The sequence below is a fragment of the Burkholderia sp. S171 genome (assembly GCF_009766085.1).
Lineage (GTDB): Bacteria > Pseudomonadota > Gammaproteobacteria > Burkholderiales > Burkholderiaceae > Caballeronia.
In genome coordinates, this window is record NZ_LMUF01000052.1 from 274,957 (window position 1) to 294,558 (window position 19,602).

Consider the following 19,602-nt stretch of genomic DNA (forward strand, 5'->3'; position numbering starts at 1 on the left):
CCCGACGCCGCATATTCAATTTAACGGTTCAACATTAAGCGACGGCGAAAACATGAAGAAAATGACATTGAATCAGAAGCTCGGATCGATGATCGCCGTGCTATGGCTCGGACTGATCGCGATCGGCTTTATAGGGGCGTGGCAAAGCCGTTCATCGACGATGGACGATCGCCGTGAACAATTGAAAGCGCTGGTTGCGGAAGGCATGACCGCCACCGCTCACTTCCAGAGTCTCGCCGCGAACAAGACGATCTCCGAAGACGAGGCGAAAAAGCGCGCGCTGGAAGTGCTTGCTTCAATGCGTTACGGCACCGACGGCTACATCTCGGTCAACGACTCGCAGTCCAAGATGATCATGCATCCGATCAAGCCTGCCATGAACGGGCAAAGCCTCGCCAACTTCACCGACCCGGCGGGTAACAAGCTCTTCGTCAATATTGTCAACGCCGGCAGTTCGTCGCCCGAGGGTGGTTTCGTCAACTATTTGTGGTCGAAGCCCGGCAGCGACACCCCCGTGCCGAAGATGAGTTTTGCGAAGCACTTCGTACCGTGGGACTGGTTCATCGTGACCGGCATGTACACGGACGACATCAACGCCGCGTTCTACGCGAGCGCATGGCGCTGGTTCGCGATCACCGCCGTGCTCGGCGTGCTCGCTTCGCTTGTCATGCTGCTGGTGTTACGCAGCATCAAGCGCGAACTCGGCGGCGATCCGTCAATTGCTGTCAGCGCGGCGCAACGCATTGCGCGCGGCGACCTGACCACGCATGTACCGCTTATCGACGGCGATTCGCATAGCCTCATGTTTGCGTTAAGCGAGATGCAAAGCGGCCTGGTCGAAACCGTCACGCGTGTGCGCACCGGGACCGAGAACATCAACGTGGGGGCATCGGAGATTGCCGCGGGGAATACCGATCTGTCGCAACGCACCGAGCAGCAGGCCGCCGCATTGGTGCAGACCGCGTCGAGCATGGACGAGATGACGGCTAACGTGAAGCAGAATGCCGACAGCGCCACGCAAGCCGCCAAGCTGGCCGGCGAAGCCGCCGATGTGGCCCAGCGCGGCAGCGGCGTGGTCGAGAAGGTCATCCACACCATGACGCGCATTACGGAAAGCTCGAAGCAGATTGGCGACATTATCGGCGTGATTGATGGGATCGCGTTCCAGACCAACATCCTGGCGCTGAACGCGGCCGTGGAAGCAGCGCGTGCCGGCGAACAAGGACGCGGTTTCGCCGTGGTCGCAGCGGAAGTCCGCAGCCTTGCACAACGCTCGGCGACGGCAGCGAAGGAGATCAAGGCGCTGATCGGGACATCGACGGAGACGGTGAAAGAAGGTGCTTCGCTGGTGTCGAACGCCGGTGCGACGATGGGTGAAATCGTAAGCTCGGTGCGCCGCGTGAATGAAATCCTCGATGAAATCAGCCACGCTTCGAATGAGCAAAGCGCGGGTATTGAACAGGTGAACCGCGCAGTGGGTGAAATGGATCAGGTGACGCAGCAGAACGCGGCGCTGGTGGAAGAAGCGGCAGCGGCGGCCCATTCGCTGAAGGATCAGGTCGATGTGCTGCGTGAAGCGATCGGGAGCTTTTCGCTGCCGGCTTGAGAGGGAGTAGCTAGAACACGATGAACAAAAGGGCCATTCGCATGGCCCTTTTGTTTTGCATCCGCAAACATTCTGTTTTCGAAGGCCTTACGGGTCAACCTTGCAACGGATGATCGAGGAAAAAGCGCATCATGACCGTGCTTGCATCCGGACCCGTCGCATCGGTGTACGAACCATTCTTGCTACCCCCGGCCCACGCGTGCGGAGCACCATGGATCAGCCACAACTCGGCATCCACACCGTCCGCTGATTTAAGCCGTTCCACCGTGCTCTTGCGCTTGCCCGCTTCTCCATGAGAAGTCTCGTCGAATACGACGGCCTGAGCGCCGAACCCGCGTAACAACTCAGCCGTGTTTGATGGATGCACCGTTGCGTCGGCATCGCCGTGAAACACAATCAGCGGCCGTTTCGGTGCTGCCGTGACACGAACGCCAGGTGACTTTCCGCCGCGCATGGCCGCCAGCGCCGATGGCAAATCATGCGCCGCTCCCACTGCCAGCCCCGAATGCACACACGCGGCGGCATAAAGATCCGGATACGCCTGGACCATGATGGCGGCCATCGCCCCGCCCGCTGATAAACCGGCGACGAATACGCGCGCCGAATCAACTGCGTGCTTCGACATCACTTCTCGCGTGATGCCTGCAATCAGCGCCGGCTCGCCGCTGTCACGCCGCTGATCGGCGGGCTTGAACCAGTTCCAGCACTTCGATGCGTTCGCCCCCTGCGGCTGCACCGGATACACCACGATGCATCCGTCCCGCTCCGCCACCGCGTTCATTTGCGTGCCTGCGGCGAAGTCGTCGGCGTCCTGCGTGCAGCCATGCAGCATGACCACCAGCGGCAAAGGCCGGCCGTTGTGGTGCTTCGGCACGTACAGCTTGTAGTTGCGGTGACCAGCGGCGTTCGCGAACGTATGTGTCGTGAACGTTCCCGGATACGTGTCAGCCGGGGCGTCGGTATTCGGTTGGGACATTGGCTGAGCGTGGCCCCCGAGCGCACGCTGCAGCGCCTCGGTCGCTTCTTTCGGGCCGCGTGCGCGCAGCAGCTTCATTGCATCCTGCATCGAATGCAGGAATCCTTCATTGATTTTCATTATCTTTCCCGTTGTTCCCTGCTATTGCTTGTCTACCCACGCCCCGCACCCTCAGGCAATCCGGCCGGCCAGCGCCGCTTTCACCGCAGGCGAGGCATGAAAAGCGCCGAGCACGACGATCGATGCGATGGTGTCCAGCGCCAGTTCGGCAGAGACGTCAGCAGCAATGCTGGCGAGTCCCAGCACCTGAATGTCGAACCGCTCACCCGCCTCGCGCGCCGCTTCCAGATCACGCTTCGAAAAGTGCTGCATGCCCAACACCAGCGCGCGCCGCGTTACCGTTTCATTCACGACTTGCGAGTGCGTCGCCAATTGATTCCGGATAGCCGTGCGAATCAGGTCCGTGCGGTTTGAATAAAAACCCTCTTCCACCAGCAAGTCGATCTGCCCCAGGTCCACAGGACCCAGGTTGATCGTGATCTTCTCTGTCTCACCGCCTTTCGGCCTGAGCACTTCAATTTTTTGAATCATCAAAAACATCCCTTTACCATCCAATGGGATGTTTATAGGCTGGTTTTTGCATTGCGTCAACGCTTTTCGCCGATTCGCAGCGATCTGGGGCACATCGAAATTGGGGGAAGGCGCCTCAGGAACGGCCCATGCTGGAGTGGTCATCGCACTCCTTTTTTCCCTCGCGGCGAAACTGCCGCTTGTACGCCAGAGCGTTTCGCCGCTCTGAGACCCGGGCGCCCAAGGTTGGGTGCGACGTGGCTTTTGGCCTCACGTTGCTGTCCGGAGCAATCGCCACCTTCGTTCTGTTTTTTCATCGCGACCATTTCGCGTGGTTTCGTCCGCCTGTCGCGCGCTTAAGAAACACAGAACGATCAACTATCAAAGGAATCCTAATTATGTTTGTTCATAATAAACGCCTGCAATACACCGTCCGCGTCGCTGCGCCGAATCCCGGTCTCGCCAACCTGCTGCTCGAGCAGTTCGGTGGCCCGCAGGGCGAGCTTGCCGCGGCCTGTCGCTACTTCACGCAAGCCGTAGGGGAAGATGATCCGGGCCGTAAGGACCTGCTGTTCGATATCGCCACCGAGGAACTGAGCCATCTGGAAATCATCGGCTCAATTGTCGCGATGCTGAATAAAGGCGCGAAGGGTCAACTGGCCGAAGCAGTCGAACAGGAAGCCGAGTTGTACCGGTCGATGACTTCCGGCGGCAACGACTCGCACACCACCGCGCTTCTCTACGGCGGCGGTCCCGCCCTTACGAATTCGGCGGGCGTGCCGTGGTCGGCGGCGTATATCGACACCATTGGCGAGCCGACTGCCGATCTGCGCTCGAATATCGCGGCCGAAGCGCGCGCCAAGATTGTGTACGAGCGCCTGATCAATGTCACCGATGACCCCGGTATCCAGGAAGCGCTCGGATTCCTCATGACGCGTGAAATTGCGCATCAGAAGTCGTTCGAGAAGGCACTGCATTCCATCCAGCCGAATTTCCCGCAAGGCAAGTTGCCGGGTGTGCCGGAGTTTACAAGCGTCTACTACAACATGTCGCAAGGCAGCGAGCCGGCAGTGCGCGGACCGTGGAACGAAGGCGGCGACTGGAAGTTCGTGGAGGATCCGCAACCCGCCGTGGATGGCGGCGATGGACCTGCGACCGTGGGCGTATCGGCGGAAGACGTGGATGTGTTGCAAGCCATGGCCGCACGCACGGCATCGGACAAGAGTTCGGATCCGACTACCGGAGCCGATCTTGGATCGGGGCAAGCGACGGCGGTTTGAGGTCGTGTTCGAAGCAACATGGGACCGCTCGGCAGGACGAATCAGGCCGTACGGTCCACTTACCGTGGCCTTTGACCAAGATTGACGTCGCTTAAATCAAGCGTGATCTGCCCGACAAGCTTTAAATCGGGCAGAACCATCAATCAAATTTCACACCCCTGAATCACTCCCCCTCCGGCACCACCCTCCGCACCATGAACCAGTAAAACAGCGCGGAACATCCTGCAATCAACCCGCCTGAAATCAGCGCGATCGAATAAGAGCCGGTTTTATCGACGATAAACCCCGCCACCACCGGCGAGAAAGCGCCGCCGAAATAGCCGCCGAAATTCTGGATCGCGCTGACGGACGCGACCATCGACTTGGGCGCAACGTCCGATGCCAGCGCCCATGCCGCGCCAATAATGGCCGCGAGAAACGCAAGACCCAGCGTCATCAGCGTGATGGTGACACCCAGTGAATCAACGAAAGGAATTGCCACCGCCGAAGCCGCCGCACCGATCGCGCAGATCACGATCCACATGCGCTTGGCGTCAATCGGCGTCGCCATTCCGCGATCAACCATCTTCTTCGTCAGATACCCAACGATAATCTCACCCACCGCGCCGCCGATCCACGGAATGCTCGCGTAAATCCCCAGTTGTACGAACGATATGTGAAAGCGATCAAGCAAATACAGCGGCAGGAACACGAGGAAGAGGTTCCACAGCCAGATCGCGCAGAAGTAGCCGAGGATCATGCCCCATACGCTGCGGTGCGTGAACAGTCCGCGCCACTCGTGGGTTGAATTGCTGATCGACCGCTCACGGCCGCCTCCGCCCGCTTCTATATAAGCAAACTCTTCCTTCGAAAGCCGCTTGCTCTGCTCGGGATTTCGATAAAGAAAGAGAAACACAATGGCGAACGCGATGCCAACGAACCCCGCTACATGAAACAGCGAGCGCCACCCAAACGCGACCATCAACGCAACGAGCACAGCGGGCGCAAGCGCGGGTCCCCATTTGGATGACGAATCCCAGATGCCTGTGGCAAATCCGCGCTCCTTGGTCGGAAACCACGCGGCTGTAATCTTCGCCGAGGTTGGCCAGCACGGCGCTTCGCCAACGGCGAGCAGCGCGCGCATCACAAGCAGCGCGCTGACCGATCCGACCACGCCCGTCATGTAGGTCGCGACACTCCACCAGATCATGGCAACGGCGTAGGCCTTCTTTGCGCCAAAGCGGTCAATCACCCAGCCCGCCGGTAATTGCATCACGGCGTAGGTCCACGCGAACACGGTGCCGAGCAAGCCGATCTGCGTTCGCGACAACCCAAGCTCGCGAATCATTTCCGGCGCCGCAATGGAGAGGCTAGCCCGGTCGATGTAATTGATGATGCCGCCCGCCACCAGCCAAATCAGCACGGTCCAGCGAAAATTCATGCCGGCGCCGGTTGTAGCTCCAGCGGGAGATACAAGCTTGTCAGCCACATCCGTCTCCTCGTCTACGCGAATGGACGCCCTTGATCGGGCGCCTAATAGGCGGCCTTTAGGGGCTTTTAATAGTCACACTATATTTCGCAACGATTCGGACAGGCAGCGGAGTAAACCCGGCTTAATCATCAAATAGTCTTACTATATTTCCCACCAATGGGAAACCAATACGCAGCTCGCAACTCACTAAGCGTGCCGCTTACCGCCCTCTTCAAGCACGCTGTCAGCATCCACCCGCGCGCTTTCGAGTTGCACCAGACTCGCCTGCCGAGCGCCCAGCGGATCGCGGCTTTGAATGGCCGTAAGAATTGCCTTGTGGCGGGGCAAGGACAGCGCGTGGGTATCGGGATGACGGCTGGTCAGGCGAATGGATTCGGACAATGCCAGCGACAGCATATTGCCGATATACGCCAGCATGTCGTTATGGGTGGCGGCCATGATCGCGCGATGAAACTCCAGATCGGGTTCGAGCAATTCAGGCGCGGTCGCAGCCGCTTCCATGCGAGTGTATGCGGCCTCGATCCGGGCAAGATCCTCGCCACTGCCGCTCGTCGCCGCGAGCGCCGCAGCAGCCGGTTCGATGACGCGGCGCACCGTGAGCAGCGACCGGAAGAACTCGCCCTCGGGCACGCTGCTGAGCGTCCAGTAGAGCACGTCGGGATCGAGCATGTGCCAGTCAGCGCGCGGCCTGACGACGCTGCCAACCCGCGGTTTCGACACCACTAGTCCCTTTGCCACAAGCACACGCGTTGCCTCCCTCAAGACCGGGCGGCTCACGCCGTAGGTTTCGCACAGCAGCACTTCGGCGGGCAGGCGTTCGCCGGGCGCCACCTTACCGCCAACGATATCCATGCCGAGGTTCTGCACGATGCGCCCGTGCATGCTTTTGCCTTGCTGCAGATGTCGATAGTCCATGTTCAGGTAGAGAAAGCCTCAGTCTTGACCGACATACCACAGCATAAGCACGGCGACATAAACTTCAAAATAGTATGACTACATTGCGGGTAAACGCGCTTGGGTCGGTGTTGTCGAAACAAGGCTTGGCATTGATGACGACCGAACTCATCCGGCCTGTCATTTGCTCTACCGGGTCACCTGCATTGCCCGGCCCAAATGCGATAATCCCCGGCTGTCACCCTGTTTTCCGGAGAACCATCCCATGAGCCGCCTCGACAACCCGTATCACGACCAAGAGGCCGGCCGTGCCGACTCGACGCAAGATACGACCCGCATCGACGATGTCCGCATTGGCGCCGTCCGTCCGCTGATTTCCCCTGCGCTGCTGCAAGACGACCTGCCTGTGCCGCTCGCGGTGCAGACGCTGGTTGAAAAAAGCCGGGTTGAAATAGCCGACATCATTCAAGGCCGCGACGACCGGCTGGTCGTTGTGGTCGGACCGTGCTCGATCCACGACCACGACCAGGCGCTCGAATACGCGCATCTGCTGAAAGCAACCGCTGACGAACTGCGCGACGACCTGCTGATCGTGATGCGCGTGTACTTCGAAAAACCACGTACCACGGTGGGCTGGAAGGGTTACATCAACGACCCGCTGCTGGACGGCACGTTTCGTATCAACGAAGGCCTGCGCCGCGCGCGCCAGCTGCTGCTCGACATCAGCGGCATCGGCTTGCCAACGGGCACCGAGTTTCTCGACTTGCTGAGCCCGCAATACATTGCGGACCTGATTGCCTGGGGCGCTATTGGCGCACGGACGACAGAGAGCCAGAGCCATCGGCAACTGGCTTCGGGGCTGAGCTGCCCGATCGGTTTCAAGAACGGCACCGACGGCGGAGTGCAGATCGCCGCCGACGCCATCGTCGCGGCCCATGCAAGCCATGCCTTCATGGGCATGACCAAGATGGGTATGGCCGCCATCTTCGAAACCCGCGGCAACGCGGACGCACACGTGATCCTGCGCGGTGGCAAGAAAGGGCCGAACTACGATAGCGAAGGGGTCGCCGCCGCCTGTGCCGCCCTCAAGGAAGTGGGACTTCGCGAGCAGGTGATGATCGATTGCTCGCATGCGAATTCGGGCAAATCGCATCTGCGTCAGATCGAGGTAGGAGAGGACATCGCGCGGCAATTGAACGGCGGTGACCGCCGCATTATTGGCGTGATGATCGAAAGCCATTTGGAAGAAGGCCGCCAGGATCTGAAGCCGGGTGTCACGCTGCGCCGCGGTGTCTCCATTACCGATGCATGCCTCGCCTGGACACAAACCGAACCGGTATTGCAAACGCTCGCTGCTGCAGTACGTGAGCGCCGAAAGCACTGATACGGACTCGCCACGAAGCCCCCGAGCTTCGTGGAACATTGCGTTGCCGCCAACACCTCGCGTGCCCACGCGATGATCAACTCTCCCGCGTAGCACCGCGCATGCCACGCCTATCCTGCACCCTCGCCGGTGCAAGTCAGGATCACTGCATGGCTTCACAATAAATTTCATTAGGCATAGACTTAATCCGTCAACGTCATTCACTCATTGCAGTGAGTCGTCGTGAGTCGTCTTGCATCAAGCGTTTTCGTAGTGATCCGCAAGTTGAACCGGGCCATGCGTCCGGTTCGATTCGTGCCCACCCGCGTACGACCGAGGCGACACATCATGGCTGACACGAGTTACATGGCGCGTAAATCCGTTGCCGATATCGTCAAGAGTGCTGACGGCGGGGAACGCCCGCTAGCGAAGACACTCGGCGCACTCAGCATCACCGCAATGGGCATCGGCGCGATCATCGGCGCCGGCATCTTCGTGCTGACAGGCACGGCCGCTGCGCAGTTCGCGGGACCGGCCATCATCCTGTCGTTCATACTGGGCGGTATTGCGTGCGCGTTTGTCGGCCTGTGTTATTCCGAACTCGCGGCCATGCTGCCCGTCTGCGGCAGCAGCTACACGTACACCTATGCCACGCTCGGCGAAGTGTTTGCGTGGATCATCGGCTGGGACTTGATCCTTGAATATGCGATGGGTGCGGCCACCGTTGCGGTCGGATGGTCGGGGTATATCGTCAGCCTGCTGCGTAACGTGGGGATTGCCTTTCCACCCCAACTTGCGGCTGCACCCGGCACCATGGTGAAGCTTGCCGACGGCACGTCGGTGACGGGAATGGTTAATCTGCCGGCCGTTTTCATTGTCGCTGCCCTGACGCTCATGCTGGTGATGGGAACCAAGGAGTCGGCGCGGCTCAACAACATCATGGTCGCGATCAAGCTGTTCGTGGTCGTGGCATTTCTCGCGCTGGGCGTCTTCTTTGTGCATCCCGGGAACTGGCATCCGTTCATTCCGGCGAACACCGGCGAGTTCGGCAACTTCGGCATGAGCGGCATCCTGCGCGGCTCAGCGGTCGTGTTCTTTGCGTTCATCGGTTTCGATGCGGTATCGACCTGTGCCCAGGAAGCCAAGAGACCACAGCGCGATATGCCGGTCGGCATTCTCGGGTCATTGGTGATCTGCACGGTCCTTTACATCGCGGTGGCGGGGGTGCTCACCGGACTCGTGCCTTATGGTGAATTGAACGTGCCCGATCCCATTGCGAAGGGCGTGGACGTGATCGGCCTCACCTGGTTCTCCATCCTCATCAAGATCGGCGCGCTGACCGGCTTGACGACCGTGATCCTCGTGCTGTTGTACGGACAGAGCCGCATCTTTTTCACGATGTCGCAGGATGGCTTGTTGCCAGGATTGTTCGCGCGGGTTCATCCACGTTTAAAGACGCCTCACCTCAGCCAGACCATGATTGGCGCTGTTGTTGCAATTGTCGCGGCATTCACGCCGATCAGCGTACTGGGCGAGATGGTGAGCATCGGGACGCTCTTCGCGTTCGTCCTGGTGTGCGGCGCGGTGATCTATTTGCGGCGCAGCGACTCGGGTGCGAACCGGCCATTTCGTGTGCCCGGAGTGCCGATCGTCCCTATTCTCGGCATCCTGTTCTGCGTGCTGCTGATGACCGGCCTGCCACTCGTTACGTGGCTGCGCCTCGTGGTCTGGCTGGTGATCGGACTCGTGATCTACTTCTCGTATGGACGTAATAACTCGCGGCTGCGGCATCCGGAGCGGCACGCAGGGTAATACATGAAGCTCGCGTCGTGCAGCGGCAGTTGAGTTTCACGCTTCGCGACGCTGGCCAACCGCCCCGGCCGGCGGACTCATACAGAACCCACTGGCGATTCAGGCAGGATGAATGTTTGACGCCTGCTTGCCCTTGGGGCCCTGGCCAATATCGAAACTCACCTTCTGGTTCTCGAGCAATGACTTGAAACCTTCAGTCTTGATCTCAGAGAAATGGGCGAACAGCTCTTCGCTGCCGTCGTCCGGCGTGATGAAACCAAAACCCTTTGCATCGCTGAACCACTTTACTCGTCCGAACGGCATGGCCGTCTCCTGGCTGGAAAAAGGGGAACGGTATCACGCGCAGTGGTTTTCGTTCGCGCCGCGTTTTGCCGGCATCGGCTGAACCTCAAATCTGTCGGCCGGCGCCGGCGAAAAATTCTTCCCGAAAGGCCTCCCGCCGCCCTTCCCAGCGCATCTCCGCGTTTACCTTCACTTATAAAAATTCTTTTCATATGTGAAAATTAGACACGAAACCCATGCGGGGAACCGCATCGACGGGACCCACCACCGAAAAAGGAGCATCAATGGTCAAGCGTGTCGAAGGCAAAAACATCGTAGTGACAGCTGCCGGAAAAGGCATCGGACGGGCTTCCGCGCTCATGCTCGCCGCTGAGGGCGCCCACGTCTGGGCAACCGATATCGACGAAAGCGCCCTCGCCGAACTCGCCCGCGACGCGGGTGTTGGCTCTACCTTGCGCACCGCACGCCTGAACGTGCTGGATTCCGCCGATGTCGAGGCGTTCGCCGCGACCACCGGCCCGCTCGACGTACTGTTCAACTGCGCCGGCTACGTCCACGACGGCAACATCCTCAAATGCACGGACAAGGACTGGGATTTCAGCTTCGACCTGAACGTCAAAGCCATGTACCGGACCATTCGCGCATTCCTCCCGGCCATGATCGACGCAGGCAAGGGGGCATCGATCATCAACATGGCCTCTGCGGCGTCGAGCGTGAAAGGCGTGCCGAACCGCTTTGTTTATGGCGCATCGAAAGCGGCCGTGATCGGTTTGACGAAATCGGTAGCCGCCGATTTCGTCGGGCAGGCGATTCGTTGCAACGCGATTTGCCCGGGCACTATCGAGTCCCCGTCGCTGCGCGGCCGGATCGCGAATCAGGCGGCGGCGACTCATCTGGACGAGGAGCAGGTTCGTGCTGCGTTCGTCGCGCGCCAGCCTATTGGACGGGTTGGCCGTGCGGAGGAAGTCGCGGCGCTGGTGACCTACCTTGCCTCCGATGAATCCGGGTTCACCACTGGCACGATCCACATGATCGACGGCGGCTGGTCGAATTAATCCTGATTACTTCGTATAGCTTACGAAAATATAAAACCATAATAATGACAAGAGGAGACCCCCATGTCAGGATCTATTCCGTTGGCGGCTAGTCCGGAAGCCACCGCGCTTGAAGAAAACGCGTATCGCAAGGCAGTGTGGCGGATCGTGCCATTGCTGATCGTCTGCTTCATCTTTGCCTACTTCGATCGTGTCAACATCAGCTTCGCCAAGCTGCAGATGCAGGGCGACCTCGGGCTATCGAACGCCGCGTATGGTTTTGGCGCCAGCATCTTCTTCGTGGGCTATTTCATCTTCGAGATTCCCAGCAACCTGATCCTGAGCCGGGTAGGCGCGCGCGTCTGGATCGCGCGCATCATGATCTCGTGGGGCATCGCCTCGGCCGCGATGATGTTCGTTACGTCCGAAACGTGGTTCTACGTGCTGCGCTTCGTGATTGGCGCGACAGAAGCGGGGTTTCTGCCCGGCATCATCCTGTACTTCACGTACTGGTTCCCCGCCAAGCGGCGAGCGCGTATCAATGCGCTTTTCATGACATCAATCTCGATCTCAGGCGTGATCGGCGGCCCTTTGTCTGGCTTCATCATGACCCGCTTCGCCGGTGTGGGCGGATTGGCGGGCTGGCAGTGGCTGTTCCTGCTCGAAGGTTTGCCGACCGCCCTGCTCGGCTTGCTGGTGCTGGCCATTCTCGATGACCGCATTGCCAGCGCGAAGTGGCTCAGCGCTGAAGAGAAGGCTGTGTTGCAAGCCAACCTGGATCGCGAGGACCACGGCACGTCGCACAAATTCATCGACGCGATGCGCCAGCCCGGCACGCTGCTGCTCTCGCTGATCTATCTCTTCATGCTGATGGGTCTATATGGACTGACGTTCTGGATGCCGCAACTGATCAAGAACACCGGCATCACCAGCCCGATGACCATTGGTCTGCTGACCGCGATTCCCTATGCGGCAGCGGGCATCGGCATGGTGGCGCTCGGCAAGAGTTCGGACCGGCACGGCGAGCGCCGCTGGCACCTTGGGCTGGCGGTCGGCGTGGGCGGCATCGGTTATATCCTGAGTGCGTATTTCGCTCATGACACCACCCTTGCCATGATCTCGCTTGTGATTGCCGCGGTGGGTGCGATCGGCTGCCTGCCCGTGTTCTGGACCTTGCCGCCTGCGTTCCTGAGCGGCACGGCAGCGTCCGGCGGGATCGCGCTGATCAATTCCATCGGGAATCTGGGCGGCATCATCAGCCCGTACCTGGTCGGCAAGGTGGTGGATATTACCGGCGTACCGTCAGGCGGTCTGTACGCTATCGCGGCGGTCCTGATCCTCGCAGCCCTGCTGATCCTGTTCGGCTTGCCCGCTCGTATTGCCAACCGGGATCAAGCGCTTTGACGGTCTCAATCTGCTTAATGACGAGGCGTTCTTTTTCGATCCCACCATGGCCATGAATACAGTCCTAAAACCTTCCCGGAACGCGTCCGACGAGAGCACCGATAGCCCGCGCTACACCGCGCCCGCCCTCGAAAAAGGACTCGATATTCTCGACGTGCTCGTGGACACCGCCGAGGGCTACACGCTCAACGAACTGTCTGGGAAACTCGGCCGCACGGTGAGCGAAATCTTTCGCATGGTCGTGACGCTCGAACGCCGCGGTTATGTGCAGGGCGATCATAACGACCGCTATACGCTGACGCTCAAGCTCTTCGAGATGGCGCACCGGCAGCAGCCCATTCGATCGCTGACCGCCATGGCGCTGCCGCTGCTGCGCGATCTGGCGAACGTGACGCGGCAGTCGTGTCATTTGTCGATCTATCACAGCGGCCGCGTTGCGGTCATTGCGCAAGTCGATAGTCCCGAACGATGGTCCTTCGGGCTGAAGGTCGGCGCGGTGATGGGCCTGACCGATACCTCGTCAGGCCACGTGCTGCTCGCTTTCCGCGATCTCGCCGAACGGGAGCGGATGCTCGCGGCGCACACACGCGTGGAAGGTGAGAACGACGTGGAACCGGCGGCCTTGCTGACATTACTCGACGAAATTCGCGCGACCGGACATGAGATCGTGCCCAGCCGGCAGATGCGCGGCGTGACCAACGTGGCGTTCCCGGTGATTGGGAGCAGCGGCGACGCCGTAGCGGCGGTCAACGTGCCGTATCTCGAGCGCATTGATAAAAAGATCAATCCCGAGTTCGACGAGGTCTGCAGGATGGTCGGCGAGATGACCGGACGCTTGTCCGCGCTCATGGGGTTCAGCGGATACAACCTGGAAGGCGAATAAGCCTTGTGTGCCTTGGAACGGGCGCTCGAATGCCATCATTCGAGCGGCGTTCTCACATTCAAAATCCACGTAACTATTATTGCCCGTCGAACAGATCAGACAATTAAGCGTTTGCCGAGTAAAAAAATAAAAAATAAATCGGCATTGGTCTTATCGCCATTTAATCGCGTTGACGAAATAAATGCGCAACCGTATAAAACCATCAACGCCGCCCGTCCTTATGCAGGCTCTTGCGCAGTCTCTCCATAATCCGACGCCGCTATTCCAGGTTTAGTCCGAATGCGCCCGGTCGATCCAACCATTCAGCCCACGGTGAAGACATCATGCGACAGACCAAAATCTCCATTTGCGTGCCGACGTGCAACAGACCTGATCTGCTGATGGAATCGCTCGCGTCGTGTCTTGCTCAAACGCATACAGATATCGAAATACTGGTTGGCGACGATTCCAGCGATACCCGCACGCAAAACCTGATCGATACAACGTATCTGCACGAATCGCGGATCTCCTACGTCAAGAATGAACCGCCCCTCGGGCAGGCAGACAATATCGCCAGCCTCTTCAAGCGTGCCACCGGCGATAAAATTCTCCTGATTCACGACGACGATGCGCTCAAAACCGACTGTATAGAACGCCTGCTGTCCGCGTGGAACCTGCACCCGGATCTCGACATTGCATTCGGCGACCAGTATCAAATGGACAACACCGGGCGCGTCGACGTGGAAGCGAGCCGTAAGCTCAATTCGGATTACTACCGCACGGAAGCCGTGGTCGGCCTGCAGCCCAATCCGGGACGCACTGGCCTGATCCAGATGATGCCGAACAACGGCTGGCTCGCCAATGCAGATCTGGTCAAGAAAATCAGCTATAGAAAACAATACGGCATGGGTTGCGATTTCGTGTTCGGCGCACAAATCTGTCTAGCCGCCAGGAAGGTTTATTATCTCAAGGAATACGTATCGTTTTATCGGAAAACGGACGTGTCGATATCCCTGACTACCGCGCGCTCGACCACGGCCGCGGCGGTGCTAGCCTACACGTTTGTCAAATCTCTCAAGCTCGACAGCAGCCTTGAGTCAGCTCGCGAACTCGCGCTCAAGCGGATCGTGCCAATTGTGGTCTCGGTGTATGCGCGCAATCATCAACCCATGCAGGGACTCAGCATCGTGCTTGCCCACCTGTATGCGTACAACTACGGGCTCAGCAAACGGCTCTACTATCACCTGATGCTGATCCTCAAGGGATTCGCCAGCACGGGAAGCTACAAAAGCAGCGCGCAGAACAGCTGAAACAAAGCAGCTACAGCCCAAGGCTCAAGCTCCGACTCGCGACGAAGAGACCGGGCTTGAACCGACGCCTCACTTCACAATCCCGCCGTTATTTCCTCACAATCGACCGGCGTACTGCTGCGTCGTCGTAAAACCTTCCCTACGTAAAACACTTTGCAGTACATTCGACAGGCGCCGCAATAACGCCAGACAGTCGAGCTATTGATCTGACAATTACGCGCCTCGGGCAACGCCTTACCTGTCTGCGCCTCAAGAACACCGAATACCCATCAAGCAATAGAGCGTCCGACTCACGAAAGTTTTTCGGGAAAAATCCGCCATGCTGAAGCTCATCGCCTGTTTGTTCGGACACCGTCTGATTGCGAAGCGCAGGGCCTTGCTTCCCGCGGCACCCTCTGCCGCCAGCGGCGAAATCCATACGGCCTCCACGCTGCCATCGGACTTCATCGACATCGAGATTGCGCAAGCGCGGCGTCATCGGCAAGCGGTCGGGCTCGCTCCGCTACTAGACCATCCTGACAGCCCGCACGATGCCGCCGGCATACCCGGCCTCGCTATCTCGGGCGGCGGCATTCGCAGCGCGGTATTCTCGCTCGGCGTCCTTCAGGCCATGGCGGATCAGCACGTGCTGAAACACTTCGGCTATGTGTCGACGGTATCGGGTGGAAGCTACATTGGCGCGTTCTATGGCAGCCTCTTTGTGCCCGATACCTTGCGCAGCGGCAGCGCTCAAACAGCCGCAAGCGAGTTCAAGGCGCAAGCGCGGCAAGCAGCCGGTACGCTCGGTCCAAAGACATGCGCAGCCACGCCCGCCTCGGTCACCTCGATTGCGTACCTCCGCGATAACTGCAACTACCTCGTGCCCAACGGCATGAACGACGTGCTGCAATCCATCGCGTTCTCGCTGCGGAACTGGTTCGCGTTGCAATACGTTATTGGTGTCTCGCTGCTGACCGTCCTGCTGTGGGTCAGTCTCGCGAATCACACGATCTTTCACTTCGCCCGCTTCGCCGACCATTGGCATCCATTATTCAGATCCGTGCCGGGCCTTCTGGCGATAGGCGTTTCCATCCTGCTTATTTCACCGTTGAGCCGCGCATACTGGCTCACGCAAAATCTCGCCGAGGGAACACGCTCGGCCTATAAAGTGTTGCCTGCCGCCTCGTTGATCCTGGTGACCCTGATCGCGCTGGTCAGCGTGGAAATCAATCGTCCGGGGACAATACTGCCGGTGCATTCCACGACTGCCTCATCGTCCTTGATCAATTACTCGTTCGTCGGACTGGGCTCATGGTTCGTCATCCTGACCGAGATTCTTGCTGTCATTGCGTTCGCCACGGCATGGAGCTTTGTGAACCGCAATGCCTCGCCGGGCAAGTCGGGCATAGCGTGGCGCGCTGGTCCGAGAGCGAAACCCGCATCCCGCCTCGATAGCCGCGCGTTCGCGGATCGCTTGCGCAACGCATTGACGAACGCGTACACCACGCCGCTTCGCATTGGCCGGCATCGCTTCTTCTCGGGTCCTGTCCAGGTCATGATCTGGGCAGCGGCCATAGCGGCCATCGATGCGCTCGGTCAAATAGGCTATGCGTGCGCGCCGGCCCTCGCCGGCCACATGTGCGTGCTCGCGGCGGCGAGCGGTGCTACAACCACGGCGGCCGCGTCTGCCGATACTTCGTCCGTGCCCGCTTCGCTCGGCGTGCTGGCGGGTTCCGGCGCGGCGATCTGGGGCGCAGCCAAGTTCCTTCTTTCCGAGGGCAGCACGGTCACGAATCAGATCATGAAGGTACCGAAGATCGTACTCGCCTCGGTCGCCGCCATACTCGCCGCGTTGATCACGCTGACGTTCTGGTCGATCGCTGCACGCGCCGCCGATGCCGGGTTAAGACACTATGCGCGCAAGACCGCCCTCCTCGATAACTTGTCGAGCACCTGGCGCGATGCCAATCACGGCGGCCTGCTGTTCCTTGGACTGACCTGCGTCGTCATACTGATGCTCGCCGTCATCGACGGCCTTTGCATCCAGTTCCTCAATCTCTCGACCTACCAGCGCTTCTATAGCACGCGGCTGACGCGCGCGTTTATTGGTGCGACGAACCGCGTCCGGCTCGATCAGGCGAACCGCCGCGACGTCACTGCGCTCGTCCCTGGCGACAGCATTGCGATGGGCCAGTATTACCACGGCCAGAGTTGTGCGCCCGTGCACCTGATCAATACGACGATCAACAAGACTATCGACTGGAACTCGTCACTGGTGCAGCGAGGTTCGCGCGGGATGATCATGAGCATCGGGCCAGCCGGCATGACCGTAGGCGCCAAACTCGGCGTGCTGAAATGCGAATGGGACCGTGCGAACGACATCTCCACGCCCGCTACGCATACCCTGTCCGGCCACCCGACGCCGAACATCTGGCTCGAGTCGCTGACGTTGGGCGACTGGATCGCGATCTCGGGCGCGGCGGTGAGCACCGGACTTGGACAACTGACGCGTCCGGGTTATTCGCTGCTGCTAGGCATTGCGAATATTCGGCTGGGTTACTGGTGGGACACCTACTCGGCTCCATTTCGCCACGGCACGAAAAGCAGTCCGCGAACACGTGTACCGCTTCCGGACGACAAGGATCCGAAGCGCATTTTTCGCGAGAAGGTGTTTGGCACGCAGTTCTGCCTGACCAGCGAATTGCTCGGGCAGTTCGACGGACCGCGAGGCCGGCGCTGGTATCTGACGGACGGTGGCCACTTCGAGAACACCGGTGCGTACGAATTGCTGCGTCGTCAGTTAGCCTTCATTGTCATCTTCGACAACGGTTGCGATCCGGTTTATCAATTCGATGACCTGGCCAACCTGATGCGGCGTGTTCGCGTCGACTTCGGTATCGAAATTTTCGAGTCATCATGCAAGATCTCTTCGCCCGACGGCCTGCGGCTTAACCCCAGCCTGATTGCCAAATCGTTCGATGCTTTTGCAAAAAATCCCGACTATCTCGCGATTCGCTTGATGGCCAGGTTTCCAGACGGGCGCACCGGACAGATCCTCGCGATCAAACCCCGCTTGACGGCAGCCGCGCCTCACGACGTACGCCAATACAAGAACACGAGTCCCGACTTCCCGCATGAAACAACCGCCGACCAATTCTTCGACGATGTCCAGTGGGAGTCGCATCGCGCGCTCGGGTACTCGCAAGCGCGCGCGTTGTTCAGTTGATCTGGCTTGAGCAACGACATCGGCTTGGCGGGCGCCAGACTGTTGCGATTCGTCGCGCCATGCAAGCCGCCTTAGGTCCTCTTAAGTCTCGCTAAGCCCTGACAGCGTGTCGCGTTTGATCTTCTTGGCGATCGACCACTTGTGTACTTCGGTCGGGCCGTCGTAAATACGAAACGCGCGAATCTCACGGAACACTTGCTCGACTACTGTGTCACGCGATACGCCGGTTCCGCCCATCACCTGCACGCATCGGTCGGCCACCCGGAAGAGCGCGTCGGCCACGGCAACTTTTGTCATCGAACTTTCGGATGTGCCCAGCGAGCCGCCATCGAGTACGGCCGCGCACCAGTCGATCATGAGTTCCGCCTGCTGCAAATCGATCAGGTTCTCAGCGAGCATGAACCCCACGCCTTCGTGATCGATCAGCAACTTGCCGAATGCGCGGCGCGTGCAGGCGTAGTGTGTCGCGATCTCATGCGCGCGTGTGGTCGCGCCGTGCCAGCGCATGCAATGCGACAGCCGCGCGGGCGACAGCCTGATCTGAGCGTATTTGAAGCCTTCATGCACTTCGCCCAACACCTGACTCTCGGGCACGCGCAAACCGTTGATCCGCACCACCGCGTGACCGCCGGGCATTGAACTGTCGATCGTGTCGAGAATTCGCTCAAGGTGAATGGCGGGATGTGGCAGGTCAACGAGAAACATAGTTGCCCTGACCCTGTCGTTTTTCTCGCCGCCTTCTTCATGCGTATTGCTGCGCGCCATCACAATGCCAACCGATGCCCCTTCAGCGCCGGTGATAAACGCCTTCGTGCCGTCGATCACCCAGTGATCACCATCGCGCCGGGCCGTGGTCTGAAGCATGGAGGGATCGGAGCCCGCGCCGCCATCGGACGCGGGTTCGGTCATGAAGAATGCCGAGCGGGCGTCTCCCGCTACGAGCGGCGCGAGAAACCGTTCTTTCTGCGCCGCGGTGCCGATCTTGCCGATCAGGTACATGTTGCCTTCGTCCGGCGCGGCGGTATTCACAGCGACCGGGCCGAGCGGCGACAAGCCTGATTGCTTCAGGACGGTTGCAGTTTCGAGCTGCGTGAGATGATCGCCACCGGCCAGGATATGCGGCGTGAGAACACCCGCAGCGCGGGCCTTGCTGCGCAGTTCGCGCACCAATTCGTCGCTCGGGCCGTGACTCCCGCAACGCGGATCGCGTTCGTATGGAACCACCACCGTGCGCACGAACGCTTCTACACGCTTGGCTATTTCGCTCGCGCGCTCTGTCTGTACAACATCCATGCTGCTCATGCAGGGTCTCCTTTTTTAACGCCACGACGTTGCCGGTTGCCGTCATGATAGCGATGCGCCGGACCGGCCAGTAACGCGGCGGTCGAGTGGTATGAGAATAATCATAGCCTTGTTCGAGTGCTCGTTCGTCAGGGGCGGCGATGGCGCAACCCGCGCCGCTTACTTCGCCACTTTTCCTTAGGCAATTAATGACGCGCTAGCGCGCTCGCCCGAGCGCGGCGTATAGTTTGC

The 19,602-nt window shown here is 59.6% G+C and carries 15 protein-coding genes; 9 read left to right on the forward strand and 6 right to left on the reverse strand.

Annotation, left to right across the window (positions count from 1 at the left end; translation table 11 throughout):
• Positions 1 to 61: 61 nt before the first annotated feature.
• Positions 62 to 1,606 (forward strand): methyl-accepting chemotaxis protein, encoded by a 1,545-nt coding sequence (locus GSQ93_RS30175; protein WP_158939858.1) that lies wholly within the window; start codon positions 62 to 64, stop codon positions 1,604 to 1,606.
• A gap of 94 nt (positions 1,607 to 1,700) precedes the next feature.
• Here GSQ93_RS30175 and GSQ93_RS30180 read toward each other — a convergent pair whose 3' ends face one another.
• Both GSQ93_RS30180 and GSQ93_RS30185 read right to left on the reverse strand, forming a co-directional pair.
• On the reverse strand, positions 1,701 to 2,702 hold the full coding sequence (locus GSQ93_RS30180) for a PHB depolymerase family esterase (RefSeq protein WP_158939454.1): 1,002 nt from the start codon (positions 2,700 to 2,702) through the stop codon (positions 1,701 to 1,703).
• A 51-nt stretch (positions 2,703 to 2,753) separates the two neighbouring features.
• Positions 2,754 to 3,173: a CopG family transcriptional regulator gene (locus GSQ93_RS30185; RefSeq protein ID WP_158939456.1), complete on the reverse strand. Its 420-nt coding sequence runs from the start codon at positions 3,171 to 3,173 to the stop codon at positions 2,754 to 2,756.
• Positions 3,174 to 3,550: 377 nt separating this feature from the next.
• On the opposite strand from GSQ93_RS30185, the gene GSQ93_RS30190 reads away from it, so the two are divergent.
• Positions 3,551 to 4,432 carry a manganese catalase family protein gene (locus tag GSQ93_RS30190; RefSeq protein ID WP_158939458.1) on the forward strand — a complete coding sequence of 294 codons (882 nt, stop codon included), beginning with the start codon at positions 3,551 to 3,553 and terminating at the stop codon, positions 4,430 to 4,432.
• Positions 4,433 to 4,595: 163 nt separating this feature from the next.
• Here GSQ93_RS30190 and GSQ93_RS30195 read toward each other — a convergent pair whose 3' ends face one another.
• Positions 4,596 to 5,900, reverse strand: a complete 1,305-nt coding sequence (locus tag GSQ93_RS30195; protein WP_254074138.1) for an MFS transporter — start codon at positions 5,898 to 5,900, stop codon at positions 4,596 to 4,598.
• Positions 5,901 to 6,089: 189 nt separating this feature from the next.
• Positions 6,090 to 6,818, reverse strand: a complete 729-nt coding sequence (locus GSQ93_RS30200) for a FadR/GntR family transcriptional regulator (RefSeq protein ID WP_158939460.1) — start codon at positions 6,816 to 6,818, stop codon at positions 6,090 to 6,092.
• A gap of 244 nt (positions 6,819 to 7,062) precedes the next feature.
• Here GSQ93_RS30200 and GSQ93_RS30205 point away from each other — a divergent pair, with 244 nt between their 5' ends.
• Both GSQ93_RS30205 and GSQ93_RS30210 read left to right on the forward strand, forming a co-directional pair.
• Positions 7,063 to 8,181 (forward strand): 3-deoxy-7-phosphoheptulonate synthase, encoded by a 1,119-nt coding sequence (locus GSQ93_RS30205; RefSeq protein ID WP_158939461.1) that lies wholly within the window; start codon positions 7,063 to 7,065, stop codon positions 8,179 to 8,181.
• Between the two features lie 327 nt (positions 8,182 to 8,508).
• A complete protein-coding gene (locus GSQ93_RS30210) occupies positions 8,509 to 9,972 on the forward strand; it encodes an amino acid permease (RefSeq protein ID WP_158939463.1) in 1,464 nt (487 codons plus the stop codon).
• Positions 9,973 to 10,071: 99 nt separating this feature from the next.
• Here GSQ93_RS30210 and GSQ93_RS30215 read toward each other — a convergent pair whose 3' ends face one another.
• Positions 10,072 to 10,275, reverse strand: a complete 204-nt coding sequence (locus GSQ93_RS30215; RefSeq protein ID WP_158939464.1) for a cold-shock protein — start codon at positions 10,273 to 10,275, stop codon at positions 10,072 to 10,074.
• Positions 10,276 to 10,538: 263 nt separating this feature from the next.
• On the opposite strand from GSQ93_RS30215, the gene GSQ93_RS30220 reads away from it, so the two are divergent.
• The 5 genes from GSQ93_RS30220 to GSQ93_RS30240 all read left to right on the forward strand — a co-directional run bounded on the left by GSQ93_RS30220 (position 10,539) and on the right by GSQ93_RS30240 (position 18,069).
• Entirely contained in the window at positions 10,539 to 11,309 is a 771-nt protein-coding gene (locus tag GSQ93_RS30220) for an SDR family oxidoreductase (protein ID WP_158939466.1), read from the forward strand.
• A gap of 63 nt (positions 11,310 to 11,372) precedes the next feature.
• Positions 11,373 to 12,692 (forward strand): MFS transporter, encoded by a 1,320-nt coding sequence (locus tag GSQ93_RS30225; RefSeq protein ID WP_158939468.1) that lies wholly within the window; start codon positions 11,373 to 11,375, stop codon positions 12,690 to 12,692.
• 46 nt (positions 12,693 to 12,738) lie between these two features.
• On the forward strand, positions 12,739 to 13,575 hold the full coding sequence (locus tag GSQ93_RS30230) for an IclR family transcriptional regulator (protein WP_158939470.1): 837 nt from the start codon (positions 12,739 to 12,741) through the stop codon (positions 13,573 to 13,575).
• Between the two features lie 323 nt (positions 13,576 to 13,898).
• Positions 13,899 to 14,864: a glycosyltransferase family A protein gene (locus tag GSQ93_RS30235; RefSeq protein WP_158939472.1), complete on the forward strand. Its 966-nt coding sequence runs from the start codon at positions 13,899 to 13,901 to the stop codon at positions 14,862 to 14,864.
• A 319-nt stretch (positions 14,865 to 15,183) separates the two neighbouring features.
• Positions 15,184 to 18,069 (forward strand): patatin-like phospholipase family protein, encoded by a 2,886-nt coding sequence (locus tag GSQ93_RS30240; protein ID WP_158939473.1) that lies wholly within the window; start codon positions 15,184 to 15,186, stop codon positions 18,067 to 18,069.
• An 81-nt stretch (positions 18,070 to 18,150) separates the two neighbouring features.
• Here the strand turns inward: GSQ93_RS30240 and GSQ93_RS30245 are convergent, their stop codons facing one another.
• Positions 18,151 to 19,362 carry an acyl-CoA dehydrogenase family protein gene (locus tag GSQ93_RS30245; RefSeq protein WP_158939860.1) on the reverse strand — a complete coding sequence of 404 codons (1,212 nt, stop codon included), beginning with the start codon at positions 19,360 to 19,362 and terminating at the stop codon, positions 18,151 to 18,153.
• Between the last annotated feature and the right edge of the window lie 240 nt (positions 19,363 to 19,602).

Bases quoted from the DNA above. Each gene is read 5' to 3' on its own strand.
- GSQ93_RS30205 (WP_158939461.1), top strand. From the start codon at position 7,063: ATGAGCCGCCTCGACAACCCGTATCACGACCAAGAGGCCGGCCGTGCC.
- GSQ93_RS30190 (WP_158939458.1), top strand. From the start codon at position 3,551: ATGTTTGTTCATAATAAACGCCTGCAATACACCGTCCGCGTCGCTGCG.
- GSQ93_RS30225 (WP_158939468.1), top strand. From the start codon at position 11,373: ATGTCAGGATCTATTCCGTTGGCGGCTAGTCCGGAAGCCACCGCGCTT.
- GSQ93_RS30240 (WP_158939473.1), top strand. From the start codon at position 15,184: ATGCTGAAGCTCATCGCCTGTTTGTTCGGACACCGTCTGATTGCGAAG.
- GSQ93_RS30200 (WP_158939460.1), bottom strand. From the start codon at position 6,818: ATGGACTATCGACATCTGCAGCAAGGCAAAAGCATGCACGGGCGCATC.
- GSQ93_RS30245 (WP_158939860.1), bottom strand. From the start codon at position 19,362: ATGGATGTTGTACAGACAGAGCGCGCGAGCGAAATAGCCAAGCGTGTA.
- GSQ93_RS30175 (WP_158939858.1), top strand. From the start codon at position 62: ATGACATTGAATCAGAAGCTCGGATCGATGATCGCCGTGCTATGGCTC.
- GSQ93_RS30180 (WP_158939454.1), bottom strand. From the start codon at position 2,702: ATGAAAATCAATGAAGGATTCCTGCATTCGATGCAGGATGCAATGAAG.
- GSQ93_RS30210 (WP_158939463.1), top strand. From the start codon at position 8,509: ATGGCTGACACGAGTTACATGGCGCGTAAATCCGTTGCCGATATCGTC.
- GSQ93_RS30215 (WP_158939464.1), bottom strand. From the start codon at position 10,275: ATGCCGTTCGGACGAGTAAAGTGGTTCAGCGATGCAAAGGGTTTTGGT.
- GSQ93_RS30230 (WP_158939470.1), top strand. From the start codon at position 12,739: ATGGCCATGAATACAGTCCTAAAACCTTCCCGGAACGCGTCCGACGAG.
- GSQ93_RS30185 (WP_158939456.1), bottom strand. From the start codon at position 3,173: ATGATTCAAAAAATTGAAGTGCTCAGGCCGAAAGGCGGTGAGACAGAG.
- GSQ93_RS30235 (WP_158939472.1), top strand. From the start codon at position 13,899: ATGCGACAGACCAAAATCTCCATTTGCGTGCCGACGTGCAACAGACCT.
- GSQ93_RS30220 (WP_158939466.1), top strand. From the start codon at position 10,539: ATGGTCAAGCGTGTCGAAGGCAAAAACATCGTAGTGACAGCTGCCGGA.